The following is a 15988-nucleotide window of genomic DNA, read 5'->3' as shown; positions in this document are numbered from 1 at the left end:
ACGGCGCGGACCTGCGGAGGTCCCCATGGGCACCAGCAGCGCAGCACCCCTGGTCGCCGAGCTCCGCTCGCGCGTGACCGGGCAGGTCGTCGGCGCCGGTGACGAGGAGTACGACGCCGCACGCCGGGTGTGGAACGGGATCGTGGACAAGCACCCGCTCGCGGTGGTGCGGGTGGCCGACGAGGACGACGTCGTCGCCGTCGTCGACCACGCCCGCACCCGGCGCCTGCCGCTGGCCGTCCGCGGCGGCGGGCACGGGGTGGCGGGCTACGGCACGGTCGACGAGGGGGTCGTCCTCGACCTCGGGCGGCTCGCCGGCGTGGACCTCGACGAGAGCACGGGGACCGTGCGCGTGGGCGGTGGCGCGCGCCTCGGTGACGTCGACCGTGCCACGGCACCGCACGGGCTCGTCGTCCCGCTCGGGGTGGTGTCCCAGACCGGCGTCGGTGGCCTCACCCTCGGTGGTGGGGTCGGCTGGCTCACCCGGGCGTACGGGCTGACGGCCGACAACGTCGTCGCCGCCAGCGTCGTCACCGCGTCGGGGGAGCGCGTGACGGCGAGCGAGGCCGAGGACGGCGACCTCCTGTGGGCGTTGCGCGGGGGAGGGGGGAACTTCGGCGTCGTCACCCGCTTCACCTACCGCGCCCGCGCCCTGCCCGACCCGCTCGTGGCGGTCGAGATGGTCTACACCGAGCAGCGGTGGCCGCACGCGCTGCGCGCCTGGGAGGCGTGGACGCGTGAGCTGCCGGACGCGATGCAGTCGATCGCGACGTTCATCGTGCCGCCCCCCGAGCTCGGGGCGGGCGACGAGCCGCTGCTCGTCCTCGCCTCCATGTGGGCCGACCCGGACGACGGCGCCGCAGGCGAGCGGTTCCTGTCCGAGCTGCGCGCCGCGGCGCCGCCGGACGAGGAGACGCCCGAGTCCGACTGGGTGGCCTGGCAGTCGGCCTTCGACGTCCTCGGCGGCCCCGGCCGTCGCGGGTACTGGCGCAACACCTCCTTCGACCGTCTCGACGACGAGGTCGTCGAGGTGCTCCTGCGCCGGGCCGGTGAGCAGCGCTGGGCCGGGACCGGCATCGACATCCACCACATGGGCGGGGCCTTCGCCCGCGTCCCGGCCGAGGCGACACCGTTCCCCGCGCGCGGGGCGCGGTTCTGGCTCAACGTGTACGGCGCCTGGACCGACCCGGCCGTGGACGCCCCCCGGACCGCCTGGGTCCGCGCGGTGGTGCAGGACATGGCGCCCTTCTCCACCGGGGGCCTCTACGTCAACTTCCTCGGTGCCGAGGCGGGCGACCGCGCCCAGGCGACGCGCGCCGTCTACGGCGCAGGGCCGCTCGAGCGGCTCGCCGGGCTCAAGCGCCGGTACGACCCGGAGAACCTGTTCCGGCTCAACCACAACGTCCCGCCCGCCTGACCACCTCCTCCCGCGCCCGAGGGCGCCCTGCCACCGGCGGCCCTTGACGCACGCCCGCCTCCGTGGTTCATTAGTGGAGTAATGAACCAGTGAGGCGAGGGAGGTGGGCCATGTTCGACGGGCCGGAGCCGATCTACGTGCAGATCGCCGAGCACCTGCGTCGCCAGATCCTCGACGGGGCGCTGGCCGAGGGAGACCAGGTCATGAGCACCACCCAGTACGCCACGACCTACCGGATCAACCCGGCCACGGCTGCCAAGGCGTTCGCGCAGCTCGTCGACGAGGGGGTCCTGTTCAAGCAGCGAGGAGTAGGCATGTTCGTCGCCGACGGCGCGCGGGAGCGGCTGCGGGAGCACCGCCGCGGCGCCTTCTTCACCGACCACCTCGACGCGGTCCTCGACGAGGCCCGCATGCTCGGCATCAGTCCCGCCGAGCTCGTCCGCTACATCCAGCAGAAGGGAGCCGAGGCATGAGCGGCCTCGACGTCGAGCTGCGCGACCTCACGGTCGACTACGGGGACACGCGCGCGGTCGACTCCGCGACCGTCACCTTCCCGGCCAGCACCATCACCGGCCTCCTCGGCCGCAACGGCTCGGGCAAGACGAGCATGCTCTCGACCATCGCCTCGCTGCGGCGCCCCACGAGCGGCACCGTCCGCGTCGACGGCCGGGACCCCTTCGAGGACGAGCGCCTCATGGAGAGCGTCTGCCTCATCCGCGAGAGCGGGGACGTGCTGAGCGAGGAGAAGCTCAAGGTCACCCTCGAGCTCGTCGCCTCCGCCCGGCCCACCTGGGACCAGGCCTACGCCGAGGAGCTGCTCGACGCCTTCGAGCTCGACCCGCGCAAGAAGCCGGGCAAGCTCTCCCGCGGTCAGCGCTCCGCCTTCGGCGCCGTCATCGGGCTCGCCTCCCGGGCGCCGGTGACGATGTTCGACGAGGTCTACCTCGGCATGGACGCACCCTCGCGCCGCCGCTTCTACGACCTCCTCATCGCCGACTACGTCGAGCACCCGCGCACGATCATCCTCTCGAGCCACCTCATCGGGGAGGTCGAGCGTCTCTTCGAGAACGTCGTCGTCCTCGACGCCGGCACGGTGCTCCTCACCGAGGAGGCCGACACGCTGCGCAGCCACGGCGTCACGGTCACCGGACCGGCCGCCGCCGTCGACGTCGCGACGGTGGGCCTGCGCGTCCTCGGGGAGCAGGTGCTCGGGCCCACCAAGCGGGTGACCGTGCTCGAGCGCCTCGACGCCGCCGCCCTCGGCCGCTTCCGCGCCGCGGACCTCGAGATCGGCGCCGTGCCGATCGAGGACCTGTTCATCGCCCTGACGGAGAAGGAGGCGCACCGATGATCGTCGGTACCTCAGCCCCGCGCCTGCGCGGCAGTGTCAGCGTCACCCGCCCGCAGTGGGTGCGCTCAGCGGTCCACCACCTCCAGGTCTACCTCCTCATGTGGCTGTGGCTGTGGGTGATCGTCGTCGTCGGCGCCGGCATCGCCATCGCCGTCGTCGACCGGGTGGGCACGGTCAACGTGTCCATCGTTCAGTTCGTCCGCACCGGCCCGCTCGTGTGGTTCCTCTTCTCGATCGCCGTCATCGTCGCGACGACGTACCTCACCGCGCACGTCGCCAACGGCATGACCCGACGCTCCTTCCTCACCGGCGGGCTCGTCGCCGCGGTGACCAGCTCGGTGCTCCACGCCGTGACGGCCGCGGGGCTCCTCCTCCTCGAGGGGGTGCTCTACGACCGCATGGGCTGGCAGCACGACGCCGAGCCGGGGGAGGAGTACACGGCGGGCGTGTGGGAGTCGGGCACCGGCGTGCTCCTCGTCGACCACGCGCTCCTCGCGCTCGCGGGCACCCTCACCGGACTGCTCGTGGGCATCACCTACTACCGGCTCGGCGGCTGGTGGGGAACCCTCGCGCTGCCCCTCACCATCTCGCCGATCCTCGCCGTCATGTTCATGACGAGCTGGACGGAGGCCCCCTTCGTCCCCTTCGACGCGCCCGGCTGGAGCGCCTACCTCATCGGCGCCGTGCTGGTCCTCGCGGCCGGCCTCGCCTTCGCCCTGCTCGTCCGCCGTGTCCCCATCGCCCGAACGGAGTCATGAGATGGAACCCGTCATCGAGGTCCGCCACCTCCGCAAGACCTACGGCGACAAGGTCGCCGTCGCCGACGTCAGCCTCACCATCCAGCGGGGCGAGATCTTCGGCATCCTCGGCCCGAACGGGGCCGGCAAGACGACCACCGTGGAGTGCCTCGCCGGTCTGCGCCACGCCGACGGCGGCACCGTCCGGCTCCTCGGCGCCGACCCCCAGCGCACCCCCGCGGCCGTCCGCCAGCGCCTCGGCATCCAGCTCCAGGAGTCCCAGCTGCCGCCCAAGCTGCGGGTCATCGAGGCCCTGCGGCTGTACGCCTCGTTCTACACCGGGCCGGCCGACCCCGACGAGCTCCTCGTGCTGCTGGGCCTGCAGGACAAGCGGGACACCGCGTTCGCTGACCTCTCCGGCGGTCAGCAGCAGCGGCTGTCCATCGCCCTCGCCCTCGTGGGGAACCCCGAGGTCGCGATCCTCGACGAGCTCACCACGGGCCTGGACCCCCAGGCCCGCCGGGACACGTGGGCGCTCATCGAGCGGGTGCGTGACACGGGCGTGACGATCGTCCTCGTCACCCACTTCATGGACGAGGCAGAGCGCCTGTGCGACCGGCTCGTCATCATCGACGACGGTCGCGTCGTCGCCGAGGGCAGCCCCGCGGAGCTCATCCGCGCCCAGGAGGACGAGCGCGTCTTCCGTCTGCGCCTGCCCGAGGGTGCCCCGGCGTCGGTCCCGGCCGTCCTCGCGGCGCTGCCGGACGTCACGTCCGTCACGCCCGACGGCGGCGAGTACGTCGTCACGGGCGGGCACCGGGTCCTGCCCGCCGCCGTCCTCGCGCTCGCGGAGCGGGACGTCGTGCCCGAGGAGATCCGCACCCTGTCCCGCTCGCTCGAGGACGTCTTCGTCCGCGTGACCGCGGAGCACACCGACACGATCGAGGAGGCAGTCTCATGACGACGCTCACCGCACACGCCGGCACCCGGGGGCTGGGCACGCTCACCCTCGCCGAGGCGCGGCTGTTCATGCGGGACGTCAGCAGCTGGTTCTTCGCGCTGCTGTTCCCCTCGGTGCTCGTTCTCGGGATCGGCTTCATCATCCCCGGGATGCGGGAACCGATCGGGGACCTGCCGGAGCCGTGGCTCGGTCTGCGGGCCGTCGACCTCATGGCGCCCGTCGCGATCGCGACGGCGATGGCGAGCGTCGCCCTCGTCACCCTGCCGGTCTACGTGGCGGACTACCGGCACAACGGCGTCCTGCGTCGTCTGTCCACGACGCCCATGCGCCCCCAGGGGGTGCTCGTCGCCCACGTCCTCATCAACGCCGTCGCCGTCGTCGCGGCCTCCCTGCTCGCGGTCCTCGCCGCGTCCCTCGCCTTCGGCTCCCCGGCGCCGGAGCGGCCGCTGCTCGCGCTCGGCGCCTTCGTCCTCGGGGTGACGGCGATGTTCGGGATCGGGCTGCTCATCGCGGCCCGTGCCCCCAAGGGCAGCGCCGCCTCCGGGATCGGGATGCTCATCTACTTCCCGATGCTGCTCTTCGCGGGCATGTGGACGCCGGGACCGATGATGCCGGACTCCTTGGCGACCATCGCCACCTGGACGCCGCTCGGGGCGGCGAGCCAGGCGCTGATGACGGCATGGTTCGAGCAGGGCGTCCCCGCCCAGCAGCTGCTCGTCATGGCGGGTTACGTGCTCGTCTGCTACCCGCTGGCGGCCAGGACCTTCCGCTGGTCCTGACCGGCGCGCGGCGTCGTGCCCGCCCCGGGGTGACCAACGCCCCACCCGCCCGCGGAGGGCGCACGCTTGGGAATGGGCCCGCCGGTCTGGCAGAATGACCCGCTGTACTCGGACCGGTGGGCCCCTCTCACCCGTCGGAGCCGCGTCCAGGGCCAAGCACGTCCCCGAAACCCACCGGGCACACGCGTCGGCCCACCCCACATGAACCAGGAGTGACCACCACAGTGGCAGTCAAGATCCGTCTCAAGCGCATGGGCAAGATCCGCGCGCCGTACTACCGCGTCGTCGTCATGGACGGTCGCAAGAAGCGTGATGGCCGGGCGATCGAGGAGATCGGCAAGTACCACCCGACCGAGGAGCCCTCGCTCATCGACATCGACTCCGAGCGCGCGCAGTACTGGCTCTCCGTGGGCGCCCAGCCCACCGAGCAGGTCGCCGCGCTGCTCAAGGTCACCGGCGACTGGCAGAAGTTCAAGGGCCTGCCGGGCGCCGAGGGCACCCTGCGCGTCAAGGGCGTCAGCGCCGAGGAGGCCGCCGAGGCGCGCGCCGCCGCGGTCAAGGCTGCCGAGGACGACGCCGAGAAGCGCAAGGCCAAGGCCTCGGAGGCTGCTGCCGCGGCCACCGAGGAGAAGGCGCCCTCGGACGCGCCCGCCGAGGAGTCCGCCGACGAGACCAATGCTGGCTGACGCCCTCGAGCACCTGGTGCGCGGCGTCGTCGACAACCCCGACGACGTCACCGTCACCTCCCGGTCGCTGCGTCGCGGTGAGCTGCTCGAGGTCCGGGTGCACCCCGACGACCTCGGCCGCGTCATCGGTCGGCAGGGGCGCACGGCGCGCGCCCTGCGCACCGTCGTCTCCGCGCTGTCCACGCGCGGCCCGGTCCGCGTCGACGTCGTCGACACCGACCGCTGACCACCGGCGCGAGCCCTGGTTCACCACCGGTGAGCCAGGGCTCGCGCTCGTTCTACCCCGAGGAGAGCTACAGATGGAGCTGGTGGTCGCCCGCATCGGCGCACCGAACGGCCTGCACGGCCTGGTGCGCCTGGAGGTCCGGACCGACGACCCCGCCGGCCGCCTGACGCCCGGGGCGGTGCTGAGCACCGACCCGCCCGAGCGCGGCCCCCTCACCGTGGCCGCCAGCAGCGAGCGGCAGGGCTCGTGGTACGTGCGCTTCGAACAGGCCAACGACCGCACCGCGGCCGAGGCGCTGCGCGGCACGCTCCTGCTCGCCGCGGCCGAGGAGGACGCCGAGGAGGACGCCTGGTACCCCCACCAGCTCGTCGGCCTGCCGGTGGAGGACACCACCGGCCGGCACCTGGGGACCGTCGCCGGGATCGAGCACATGCCCGCCCAGGACCTGCTCGTCCTCACCGAGGAGGGCGGCCAGCGCACGCTCGTCCCCTTCGTCAGCGAGATCGTCCCGGTCGTGGACGTCCCCGGCCGGCGCGTGGTCCTCGACCCGCCCCGCGGCCTGCTCGCCGGCGACGACGACGGGGCCTGACGTGCGCATCGACGTCCTGACGATCTTCCCCGACTACCTGGCGCCGCTCGAGCTCTCCCTGGTGGGCAAGGCCCGGCAGTCGGGCCTGCTCGACCTCGCCGTCCACGACCTGCGGGCATGGACCACCGACCGGCACCGCACGGTCGACGACACCCCGTTCGGCGGGGGTGCGGGCATGGTCATGCGCCCCGACGTGTGGGGCACCGCCCTGGACGCCGTCCTCGGCGCGGACCCGGCCGACGACGGCGGGACGGTGCTCCTCGTGCCGAGCCCGGCCGGGGAGGTCTTCACCCAGCGGACCGCCGAGGAGCTGGCCGGGGCCCGCCGCCTCGTCCTGGCCTGCGGCCGCTACGAGGGCATCGACGCCCGCGTCGCCGAGCACTACGCCACCCGGCCCGGCGTCACCGTCCGCGAGGTGTCCATCGGCGACTACGTCCTCAACGGCGGCGAGGTCGCCGCGCTCGTCGTCGTCGAGGCCGTGGCGCGGCTGCTCCCGGGCGTCGTCGGCAACCCCGAGTCGCTCGTCGAGGAGTCCCACGGCGCCGCGGGCCTGCTCGAGTACCCCGTCTACACCAAGCCGCCCGCCTGGCGGGACCTGCCCGTCCCCGAGGTCCTCACGTCCGGGCACCACGCCAAGGTCACCCGCTGGCGCCGGGACCGCGCCCTCGAGCGCACCGCCGCCCGCCGGCCCGACCTCCTCGAGCGGCTCACGCCCGAGGCGCTGGACCGTGAGGACCGGCGCGTCCTGGCCGGGCTGGGCTGGTACGTCGGTCCGGGCGGCCCTCGTCGCGCGCAGGTCCGCCGCGCCGTCCCCGACGACGCCGTCGCCCTCGCCGCGCTCGCGGCCGTCACCTTCCCGCTCGCCTGCCCGCCGTCGCTCGGGTCGGAGGCGATCGCCGCGCACGTCGCGACGCAGCTCGACGTCGGCAGCTTCACCCGTTTCCTCACCGACCCCGGGCGCGTCGTGCACGTGGCGGCCGACGAGGACACCGGCGCGCTGCTCGGTTACACGATGGTCGTCCTCGGCTCCCCGGCACCGGGCCACGAGGACGGCGAGGACGTCGCCGAGCTGAGCAAGTGCTACGTCCATCCCGACGTCCACGGCGGGGGACTGGCCGGCCGCCTCGTCGCCGCCGCCACGACCGCGGCCGCGCAGCACGGGGCGAGGCAGCTGTGGCTCGGCACGAACGCCGGCAACCGCCGGGCCCGCCGCTTCTACGAGCGCTGCGGCTTCGCCGTCGTCGGGCGCCGGACCTACGACGTCGGCGGGGTCGCCAACGACGACGTGGTGATGAGCACACCGGTTTTGGCGCCCTGACCCGCTGTGGCAAGATGGACCGGTCATGCGCTCACGGCGCGCGGTCTGCCTCAGGGGACCGGCGCATCCGGGCAGCGTGACCACCATCAGATGGCGGCAGCGCATGCTGCCACGAACAGCGCCGGTGACCTGTGGCACCAGCGGGAAGGCACAACCATGCAGACCCTCGATCACGTCGACGCAGCATCGCTGCGCGACGACATCCCCGACTTCCGGGCGGGCGACACCCTCAAGGTCCACGTCAAGGTCGTCGAGGGAAGCCGCAGCCGTATCCAGATCTTCCAGGGGTACGTCATGGCCCGCTCCGGCGCTGGGGTCCGCGAGACCTTCATCATCCGCAAGGTGAGCTTCGGCGTCGGCGTCGAGCGCACCTTCCCGATCCACTCCCCGTCGATCGACAAGATCGAGGTCGTCTCCCGCGGCGCCGTCCGCCGGGCCAAGCTGTACTACATGCGCGGCCTGCAGGGGAAGAAGGCCAAGATCCGCGAGAAGCGCTGACTCGCGAGCACGTACCATCGCTTCTGCCCGGCTCGTCTCGAGCCGGGCAGAAGTCATTTTCCGACACAGGAGTGCGCAGGCCGTGACGAACGACGACGACGCACGGCCCAGCGCGACGCGCCGCGACCGTGACCAGCTGCGGGCCGAGGAGGCAGGCGAGGCTGCCGAGCCCGCGCCGGGGCGCAAGGGCGGGTGGCTGCGGGAGACCGCGATCGTCGTCGTCAGCGCGCTCGTCCTGTCGGTCCTCATCAAGACCTTCCTCGTCCAGGCCTTCTTCATCCCCTCCGGCTCGATGGAGGACACCTTCGCCGTCGGGGACCGGGTGCTCGTGAGCAAGCTCGCCCCCGGGCCGCTGGACGTCAGCCGCGGGGACGTCGTCGTCTTCGTCGACCCCGGTGGCTGGCTCGAGCCCCGGGCCGACACGCGCAACCAGCTCCAGCGCGGGGTCGAGGAGGTCCTCACCTTCGTCGGCCTCCTCCCTCAGAACGCCGGTGAGCACCTCATCAAGCGGATCATCGGGCTCGGTGGGGACACCGTCGAGTGCTGCGACGCCGACGGACGGCTCACCGTCAACGGCGTCGGGATCGACGAGCCGTACCTCAAGCCGGGCGTCACGCCGAGCGAGATCGAGTTCTCCGTCACCGTGCCCGAGAACCACCTGTGGCTCATGGGGGACAACCGCTCCAACTCCCAAGACTCCCGCGCCCACCAGGGGGACCCGGGGGGCGGAGCCGTGCCGATGCGCAACGTCGTCGGGACCGCGGTCCTCATCCTGTGGCCGTTCGACAGCTGGTCCGTGCTGCGCAACCCGGGCGACACCTTCGCCGAGGTCCCCGCGCCCTGACCGGGCCCGTGCCTACGATGGCTGCGTGCCTGTGAACCGTCCGCCCACCCGGCAGCTCGAGCGGGAGCTGCTCGACTCCGGCCACGGGCTTGTCGCCGGCATGGACGAGGTGGGCCGCGGCGCCCTCGCCGGACCCGTCAGCGTGGGCGTGTGCCTGGTCGACGCGAGCACCGGGCGCCTGCCCCGCGGGCTGCGCGACTCCAAGCTCCTCACCGCCCCCGCCCGCGAGGCCCTGTGCGAGCCGGTGCGCCGCTGGTCGGTGGGCAGCGCGGTCGGGCACGCCGGGCCGGACGAGATCGACGCCGTCGGCATCATCACCGCGCTCCGCCTCGCCGGGACCCGTGCCCTGGCGACCCTCGCGGCGCAGGGACTGGTGCCCGACATCGTCGTCCTGGACGGCATCCACGACTGGCTCACCCCGCCCGACGACCTCTTCGGCGCCCTCGACCCCGGGCTGCCCGTCCTCGTCCCGCCCGTGCGGACCCAGGTCAAGGGCGACCTGCGCTGCGCCGTCATCGCCGGGGCCAGCGTCCTGGCCAAATGCGAGCGTGACGGGATCATGGTCGATCTCGCCGAGCAGCACCGCGCCTACGGCTGGGAGGCGAACAAGGGCTACTCCGCCCCCGGGCACCTCGCCGCGCTGCGTGAGCTCGGACCCACCGAGCTGCACCGCCGGACCTGGCGGCTGCCGACCGGTGGGGAGGCGGCTCCCGAGGACGCTGTGCCGGAGACCACGCCGGTCCCGGTCCCCGCCGGTGCCGTGCTCGCCCGTCCCGGGGCATGATGGGGACGTGAGTGCTGAGGACCTGGAGAACTACGAGGCCGATCTCGAGCTCGGCCTGTACCGCGAGTACCGGGACGTCGTCGGGCTCTTCTCCTACGTCGTGGAGACCGAGCGGCGCTTCTACCTCGCCAACGAGGTGGACCTGCAGGTGCGTTCGGCCGGCGGTGAGGTGTTCTTCGAGCTGACCCTCGGGGACGCGTGGGTGTGGGACGTCTACCGCTCCGCGCGCTTCGTCCGCTCGGTGCGCGTGGTGACGTTCAAGGACGTCAACGTCGAGGAGCTGCCGCGGGCGGAGCTCAACCTCCCCTCCTGAGGCGGTGCTCCCCAGGGCGGCCTCGCGCGGTAGCCCTGCACCGCTCCGGTGCTGGCGCTGCCGGGGCGCGGGCGGCGTCGGTGACGCTGGTCGCGGAGGTGGTGCCCCGTGGCCGCGAAGGACGAGGTCGGCGCCCGTGGTGAGCGCATCGCCGCAGCGATGCTCCATGAGGACGGCTACGAGATCCTCGAGCGCAACTGGCGCTGCCGCGAGGGCGAGATCGACATCGTCGCCCGGGACCCGCGGTCGGACGCCATCGCGTTCGTCGAGGTCAAGACCCGCAGCGGCACCGGCTTCGGTCACCCCGCCGAGGCCGTGGGGCCGGCGAAGCTCGAGCGGCTGCGGCGGCTCGCCGGGCGCTGGCTGAGCGAGCACGGGACGCGCGCGGCGGAGGTCCGCATCGACGTCGTCGCGGTGCTGAGCCGCCGCGGTCGTCCCGCGCTCGTCGAGCACCTGCGGGGGGTGGGCTGACATGGGGCTCGCCCGGACGTGGTCGGTCGCGCTGGTGGGTGTGGAGGGGCACCTCGTCCAGGTGGAGGCGCACGCCGCGAGCGGGCTGCCGGCCTTCATCCTCGTCGGCCTGCCGGACGCGTCACTGTCCGAGGCCCGGGAGCGGGTCCGGGCCGCGGTGACCTCCTGCGCCCTGCCCTGGGACGCGCGGCGGCGCACCGTCAACCTCTCGCCCGCCTCGCTGCCCAAGGCGGGGTCCGCCTTCGACCTCGCCGTGGCGGTCGCCTGCCTCGGGGCGGACGGTCTGCCCGGAGCCGAGCGGGCCGGGCGGGCGGTCCACCTCGGTGAGCTCGGGCTCGACGGCCGTGTCCACCCCGTGCGCGGGGTGCTGCCCGCGGTGGCCGCCGCCGTCGCCGCGGGACGGCGCGACGTCGTCGTGCCCGGCGCCAACCTCGCCGAGGCGCGCCTGGTCCCCGGCGCGCGGGTGCGCGGTGTCCAGCACCTGGCCGAGCTCGCCCGCGACTACGGCGCGGAGGTGGGGGTGCCGGTGCCCGAGGCGCTACCGGCGCCCACCCTGCCCGCGGTCGGGACACCGCCGGACCTCGCGGAGGTCATCGGGCAGGACGAGGCCCGCTTCGCGCTCGAGGTGGCGGCCGCCGGAGGCCACCACCTCCTCATGGTCGGGCCGCCCGGCGCGGGCAAGACGATGCTCGCCGCGCGCCTGCCCGGCCTGCTGCCCGACCTCGAGGATGCCGACGCCCTGGAGGTGACGGCGATCCACTCGGTGGCCGGCACCTTCGACGCCGGCGGGGGCCTGCTGCGTCGCCCGCCCTTCGAGGACCCTCACCACACGGCCACCGCGCAGGCGATCGTCGGGGGCGGGTCGGGGGTGCCGCGGCCCGGTGCCGCCTCCCGCGCCCACCGCGGGGTGCTCCTCCTCGACGAGGCACCGGAGTTCGCCCGCCGGGTGCTCGACTCGCTGCGCCAGCCGCTCGAGCACGGGGAGATCGTCGTCCACCGCGCCCGGGGCGCCGCGCGCTACCCCGCCCGGTTCCAGCTCGTCCTCGCGGCCAACCCCTGCCCCTGCGGCAAGGCCACCGGCAAGGGCCTGGCCTGCACGTGCACCCCGCTGGAGCGGCGCCGCTACTTCGCGCGGCTCTCCGGGCCCCTGCTCGACCGCGTCGACCTCCAGATCGACGTCCCCGCGGTCACCCGCGCCTCTGCGGCCCTCGGTGGGCTGGGCGAGAGCAGCCGCGAGGTCGCCGCCCGGGTCGCCGCGGCGCGTGAGGCGCAGCGGCGACGGCTGGCGGGCACCCCGTGGCAGAGCAACGCCGAGGTGCCCGGCGCCTGGCTGCGCGCCCCGGAGCAGGGCCTCGGCGCCCGCCCCCGTGCGGTGCTGGAGCGGGCCCTGGACTCCGGGGCGCTGAGCCTGCGCGGGATGGACCGCGTGCTCAAGATCGCCTGGACGCTCGCCGACCTCGCCGGGCGTCCGCACCCCGACCTCGACGACGTCGGGGCCGCCATGAGCCTGCGGATCAGAGGAGGCACCGGTGCCTGAGCCGCCCTTCGACCTCACCGACACGCGCCTCGCCGCCGCGGCGTGGACCCGGGTCGCCGAGCCCGGTGACCGCGTCGCCGGTGTGCTGCGCGTCCGCCTGGGACCCGGCCCCGCCCTCGAGTGGCTCTGGCACGTCCGGCGCCGGTCGAGCACACCGGTCCCGCCCGGCGGGGTCCGCGCGGAGGACGCCGTCACCGCCGCCGACTGGCAGAAGGCCGTGGACCGGTGGGGGCCGCGCCTCAAGAACCTCGACATCCGCCGGGAGCTCGGCATGCTCGACGCCGTGGGCGGCCGTCTCCTCCTGCCGGGCGACGACGAGTGGCCCGCCACGCTCGCCGACCTCGGCGAACGGGCACCGGCGGCCCTGTGGGTACGGGGCAACGGGCGCCTGGACGGCGCGCGCCCGGCGGCGGCGATCGTCGGGATGCGCGCGAGCACCAGGTACGGGGAGACCATCGCGGCGCAGCTGGCCATCGAGCTGGCCGGGCGGGGCGTCGTCGTCGTGTCGGGCGGCGCCTACGGCATCGACGCGGCGGCGCACCGCGGAGCGCTCAGCGCCAACGGCCTCACGTGGGCGGTGCTCGCCGGGGGAGTGGACCGTCTCTACCCGGCGGGCAACACCCGCCTGCTCGAGGCGGTCATGGACGAGGGCGTCGTCCTTGCCGAGCCGGCGCCGGGCTCGTCGCCGGGCCGCCACCGCTTCCTCGAGCGCAACCGGCTCATCGCGGCACTCGGGCGGGTGTGCGTCGTCGTCGAGGCGGGGTGGCGCTCCGGAGCACTCAGCACCGCCCGGCACGCCGAGGAGCTCCTGCGCCCGGTGGCCGCCGTACCGGGGCCGGTGACCTCGATGGCCTCCGCCGGCTGCCACCGCCTCCTGCGGGACCGTGGCGCTGTGTGCGTCACCGACGCCGCCGACGTCCTCGAGCTCCTCGCGCCCAGCGGGGAGGACCTCGCCCCCGACCGGGTGGTGCAGCCCGGGCTGCTCGACGGGCTCGACCCGCTCGGGGCCCGCGTGCTCGACGCCTTGCCGGTGAGGTCCGGGGCCACCCTCGCGAGCCTGGCGCGCGCGGCCGGGCTGAGCGAGCGGGAGGTGCGGGCCGGCGTCGGGCGCCTCGAGCTCAGCGGCCACGCCGAGCGCAGCGGCAGCGGCTGGCGCCGGACCGTCAGGCCTATGTGAGCCACGTCACAGTGAGGTAACGTGGTGGGACGACGAGGCCGTCGTACCGGCCGCTGCACACCCGACGCGCGAGGACGCGCCCGCGGCCGGCGGATCGCACGGAGGGGCAGGAACATGGCAGGAAACCGAGCAGTCGCCTACAAGGGCCCGGGCAAGGTCGAGGTCATCGACACGGCCTACCCGACCTTCGAACTGCAGGACGGACCGGGCGTCAACCCGGCGAACGTGGGACGGCAGGTGCACCACGGCGTCATCCTCAAGACCGTCGCCACCAACATCTGCGGCTCCGACCAGCACATGGTCCGGGGTCGCACGACCGCGCCCAGCGACCTCGTCCTCGGCCACGAGATCACCGGTGAGGTCGTCGAGGTCGGACGCGACGTCGAGTTCGTCAAGAAGGGGGACCTCGTCTCCGTTCCGTTCAACATCTCCTGCGGCCGCTGCGTCAACTGCAAGAAGCGGCGCACCGAGATCTGTCTCAACGTGAACCCCGACCGGCCCGGCAGCGCGTACGGCTACGTGGACATGGGCGGGTGGGTCGGCGGGCAGGCCGAGTACGTCCTCGTGCCCTACGCGGACTGGAACGCCCTCGTCTTCCCGGACAGGGACCAGGCGATGGAGAAGATCCTCGACCTCGCGATGCTCTCCGACATCCTGCCCACCGGGTACCACGGCGCGGTGAGCGCGAAGGTCGGGACCGGCTCGACGGTCTACATCGCGGGAGCGGGGCCGGTCGGGCTCGCCGCGGCGGCCTCGGCGCAGCTCCTCGGCGCGGCCGTCGTCGTCGTCGGCGACTTCAACACCGAGCGTCTCGCCCAGGCCAGGAGCTTCGGGTGCGAGACGATCGACCTCAGCAAGGGCGAGCCGCACGAGCAGATCGAGGACCTGCTCAAGGTCCCCGAGGTCGACGCCGCCGTGGACGCCGTCGGCTTCGAGGCGATGGGCCACAGCGGCAAGGAAGCCCCGGCGACCGTGCTCAACAGCGTGATGCGGGTGGCCTCTGCCGGCGCATCGGTCGGCATCCCCGGCCTCTACGTCACGGGCGACCCCGGCGGCGTCGACGAGGCGGCCCAGCGCGGCGCCCTGTCGATGGACTTCGGGACCGGCTGGGCGAAGGCACTCACCTTCGTCACCGGACAGACGCCGGTGATGAAGTACCACCGCGGCCTCATGCAGGCGATCCTCAACGACAGGATCCACATCGCCAAGGCCGTCAACGCCGAGGTCATCGGCCTCGACGACGCACCGCGCGGGTACGAGGAGTTCGACAAGGGCGCGGCGAAGAAGTACGTCATCGACGCCCACGGCTCCATCCGCTGAGCGCGACGCGCCCGGCGGTGAGGCTTGTCCTCACCGCCGGGACGCGCGACGGTGAGCGCGTGCCCGACTCCGCCGCGCTCCTCGACGCCTTCGGGCGCCACCTCGCCCTGCAGCGGGGACTGTCGGAGCACACGGTGCGCGCTTACCTCTCCGACATCCGCTCCCTTCTCGACACGCTGCGCAACCACGACGACGACGTCGACCTCGCCCGCCTCGACCTCACCGCCCTGCGCGCGTGGCTCGCCGGGCAGGCCCGCGAGGGGCGCTCGCGGTCGACGCTCGCGCGCCGCTCGGCGGCCGCGCGCACCTTCTGCACGTGGGCGGTGCGTCAGGGACACCTGGCCGAGGACGTCGGCGTCCGCCTGCAGAGCCCGCGGGCCGACAAGCGGGTGCCGCAGGTGCTCGCCGTGGACGAGGCGACGGTGCTGCTCGACCTCGCCGCCCAGGTGGCCGACGACGGCGACCCGGCCCACCTGCGTGACTGGGCCGTCCTCGAGATGCTCTACGCGACCGGGGTCCGGGTCGCCGAGCTCGTCGGCATCGACGTCACCGCCGTCGACCGCCGCGAGCGGACCGTGCGGGTCCTCGGCAAGGGCGGTGCCGAACGGGTCGTGCCCTTCGGTGTCCCGGCCGACCGTGCCCTGGGGGAGTGGCTCGAGCGGGGCCGTCCGCAGCTCGCGGTGTCGACGTCGCCGCCGGCCCTCTTCCTCGGTTCCCGCGGTGGGCGGCTGGGTGTGCGGGCGGTGCGCGAGCGGGTGCACCGCCTGACGGCGCTCGCGGGCGTGCGGGACATGGCACCCCACGGCCTGCGGCACAGCGCCGCCACGCACCTCCTGGCCGGAGGCTCGGACCTGCGGACCGTCCAGGAGGTGCTCGGCCACGCCTCCCTCGCCACCACCCAGCGCTACACCCACGTGACCCCCGAGCGCCTCCGGGCCGCCTACTCCCAGGCCCACCCCCGCGCCTGACCCGCCCGGTCC

Annotated in this window: 19 protein-coding genes; all 19 read left to right on the top strand. The window is 74.0% G+C overall.

The genetic code is table 11. The annotated features are described in order from the left end of the window. The first annotated feature begins 25 nt into the window (after positions 1-25). Complete coding sequence (locus GD632_RS14445) at positions 26-1417, top strand: FAD-binding oxidoreductase (protein ID WP_152192917.1); 1392 nt, start codon at positions 26-28, stop codon at positions 1415-1417. Between the two features lie 110 nt (positions 1418-1527). Further along, positions 1528-1890, top strand: coding sequence for a GntR family transcriptional regulator (locus GD632_RS14440; protein ID WP_152192916.1), 363 nt, complete (start codon positions 1528-1530; stop codon positions 1888-1890). Further along, positions 1887-2768 carry an ATP-binding cassette domain-containing protein gene (locus GD632_RS14435; RefSeq protein WP_152192915.1) on the top strand — a complete coding sequence of 294 codons (882 nt, stop codon included), beginning with the start codon at positions 1887-1889 and terminating at the stop codon, positions 2766-2768. Before GD632_RS14440 ends, GD632_RS14435 begins: the two co-directional genes overlap by 4 nt. Further along, positions 2765-3526 (top strand): hypothetical protein, encoded by a 762-nt coding sequence (locus tag GD632_RS14430; protein ID WP_152192914.1) that lies wholly within the window; start codon positions 2765-2767, stop codon positions 3524-3526. Before GD632_RS14435 ends, GD632_RS14430 begins: the two co-directional genes overlap by 4 nt. A gap of 1 nt (position 3527) precedes the next feature. Next, the gene (locus GD632_RS14425) at positions 3528-4466 is read left to right on the top strand and encodes an ABC transporter ATP-binding protein (protein WP_152192913.1); all 939 of its coding nucleotides are present in this window, start codon (positions 3528-3530) and stop codon (positions 4464-4466) included. Further along, positions 4463-5245: an ABC transporter permease gene (locus tag GD632_RS14420; protein WP_152192912.1), complete on the top strand. Its 783-nt coding sequence runs from the start codon at positions 4463-4465 to the stop codon at positions 5243-5245. The genes GD632_RS14425 and GD632_RS14420 overlap by 4 nt, the downstream gene beginning before the upstream one ends. A gap of 224 nt (positions 5246-5469) precedes the next feature. After that, positions 5470-5931, top strand: coding sequence for a 30S ribosomal protein S16 (rpsP, locus tag GD632_RS14415; RefSeq protein ID WP_152192911.1), 462 nt, complete (start codon positions 5470-5472; stop codon positions 5929-5931). Continuing rightward, positions 5921-6157 (top strand): RNA-binding protein, encoded by a 237-nt coding sequence (locus GD632_RS14410; RefSeq protein WP_110852349.1) that lies wholly within the window; start codon positions 5921-5923, stop codon positions 6155-6157. The genes rpsP and GD632_RS14410 overlap by 11 nt, the downstream gene beginning before the upstream one ends. A 73-nt stretch (positions 6158-6230) precedes the next feature. Next, positions 6231-6746 (top strand): ribosome maturation factor RimM, encoded by a 516-nt coding sequence (gene rimM / locus GD632_RS14405; RefSeq protein WP_152192910.1) that lies wholly within the window; start codon positions 6231-6233, stop codon positions 6744-6746. Between the two features lies 1 nt (position 6747). Next, on the top strand, positions 6748-8064 hold the full coding sequence (gene trmD, locus GD632_RS16500) for a tRNA (guanosine(37)-N1)-methyltransferase TrmD (protein ID WP_152192909.1): 1317 nt from the start codon (positions 6748-6750) through the stop codon (positions 8062-8064). A 156-nt stretch (positions 8065-8220) separates the two neighbouring features. Further along, entirely contained in the window at positions 8221-8562 is a 342-nt protein-coding gene (gene rplS / locus GD632_RS14395) for a 50S ribosomal protein L19 (RefSeq protein WP_152192908.1), read from the top strand. An 82-nt stretch (positions 8563-8644) separates the two neighbouring features. Beyond that, on the top strand, positions 8645-9406 hold the full coding sequence (gene lepB, locus GD632_RS14390) for a signal peptidase I (RefSeq protein ID WP_152192907.1): 762 nt from the start codon (positions 8645-8647) through the stop codon (positions 9404-9406). Between the two features lie 25 nt (positions 9407-9431). Continuing rightward, on the top strand, positions 9432-10190 hold the full coding sequence (locus GD632_RS14385) for a ribonuclease HII (protein WP_226924891.1): 759 nt from the start codon (positions 9432-9434) through the stop codon (positions 10188-10190). A 7-nt stretch (positions 10191-10197) separates the two neighbouring features. Further along, a complete protein-coding gene (locus tag GD632_RS14380; RefSeq protein ID WP_110852344.1) occupies positions 10198-10503 on the top strand; it encodes a DUF2469 domain-containing protein in 306 nt (101 codons plus the stop codon). Between the two features lie 108 nt (positions 10504-10611). After that, entirely contained in the window at positions 10612-10974 is a 363-nt protein-coding gene (locus GD632_RS14375; RefSeq protein WP_152192906.1) for a YraN family protein, read from the top strand. Between the two features lies 1 nt (position 10975). Beyond that, on the top strand, positions 10976-12511 hold the full coding sequence (locus GD632_RS14370) for a YifB family Mg chelatase-like AAA ATPase (RefSeq protein WP_152192905.1): 1536 nt from the start codon (positions 10976-10978) through the stop codon (positions 12509-12511). Beyond that, on the top strand, positions 12504-13688 hold the full coding sequence (dprA, locus tag GD632_RS14365) for a DNA-processing protein DprA (RefSeq protein WP_152192904.1): 1185 nt from the start codon (positions 12504-12506) through the stop codon (positions 13686-13688). Before GD632_RS14370 ends, dprA begins: the two co-directional genes overlap by 8 nt. A gap of 114 nt (positions 13689-13802) precedes the next feature. Then, a complete protein-coding gene (gene fdhA / locus GD632_RS14360; RefSeq protein WP_152192903.1) occupies positions 13803-15008 on the top strand; it encodes a formaldehyde dehydrogenase, glutathione-independent in 1206 nt (401 codons plus the stop codon). A 17-nt stretch (positions 15009-15025) separates the two neighbouring features. After that, entirely contained in the window at positions 15026-15976 is a 951-nt protein-coding gene (locus GD632_RS14355; RefSeq protein WP_226924890.1) for a tyrosine recombinase XerC, read from the top strand. The last annotated feature ends 12 nt before the right edge of the window (positions 15977-15988 follow it).

The organism is Georgenia satyanarayanai (genome assembly GCF_009193135.1).
Lineage (GTDB): Bacteria > Actinomycetota > Actinomycetes > Actinomycetales > Actinomycetaceae > Oceanitalea > Oceanitalea satyanarayanai.
This window is presented reverse-complemented; position numbering and strand designations above follow the sequence as displayed.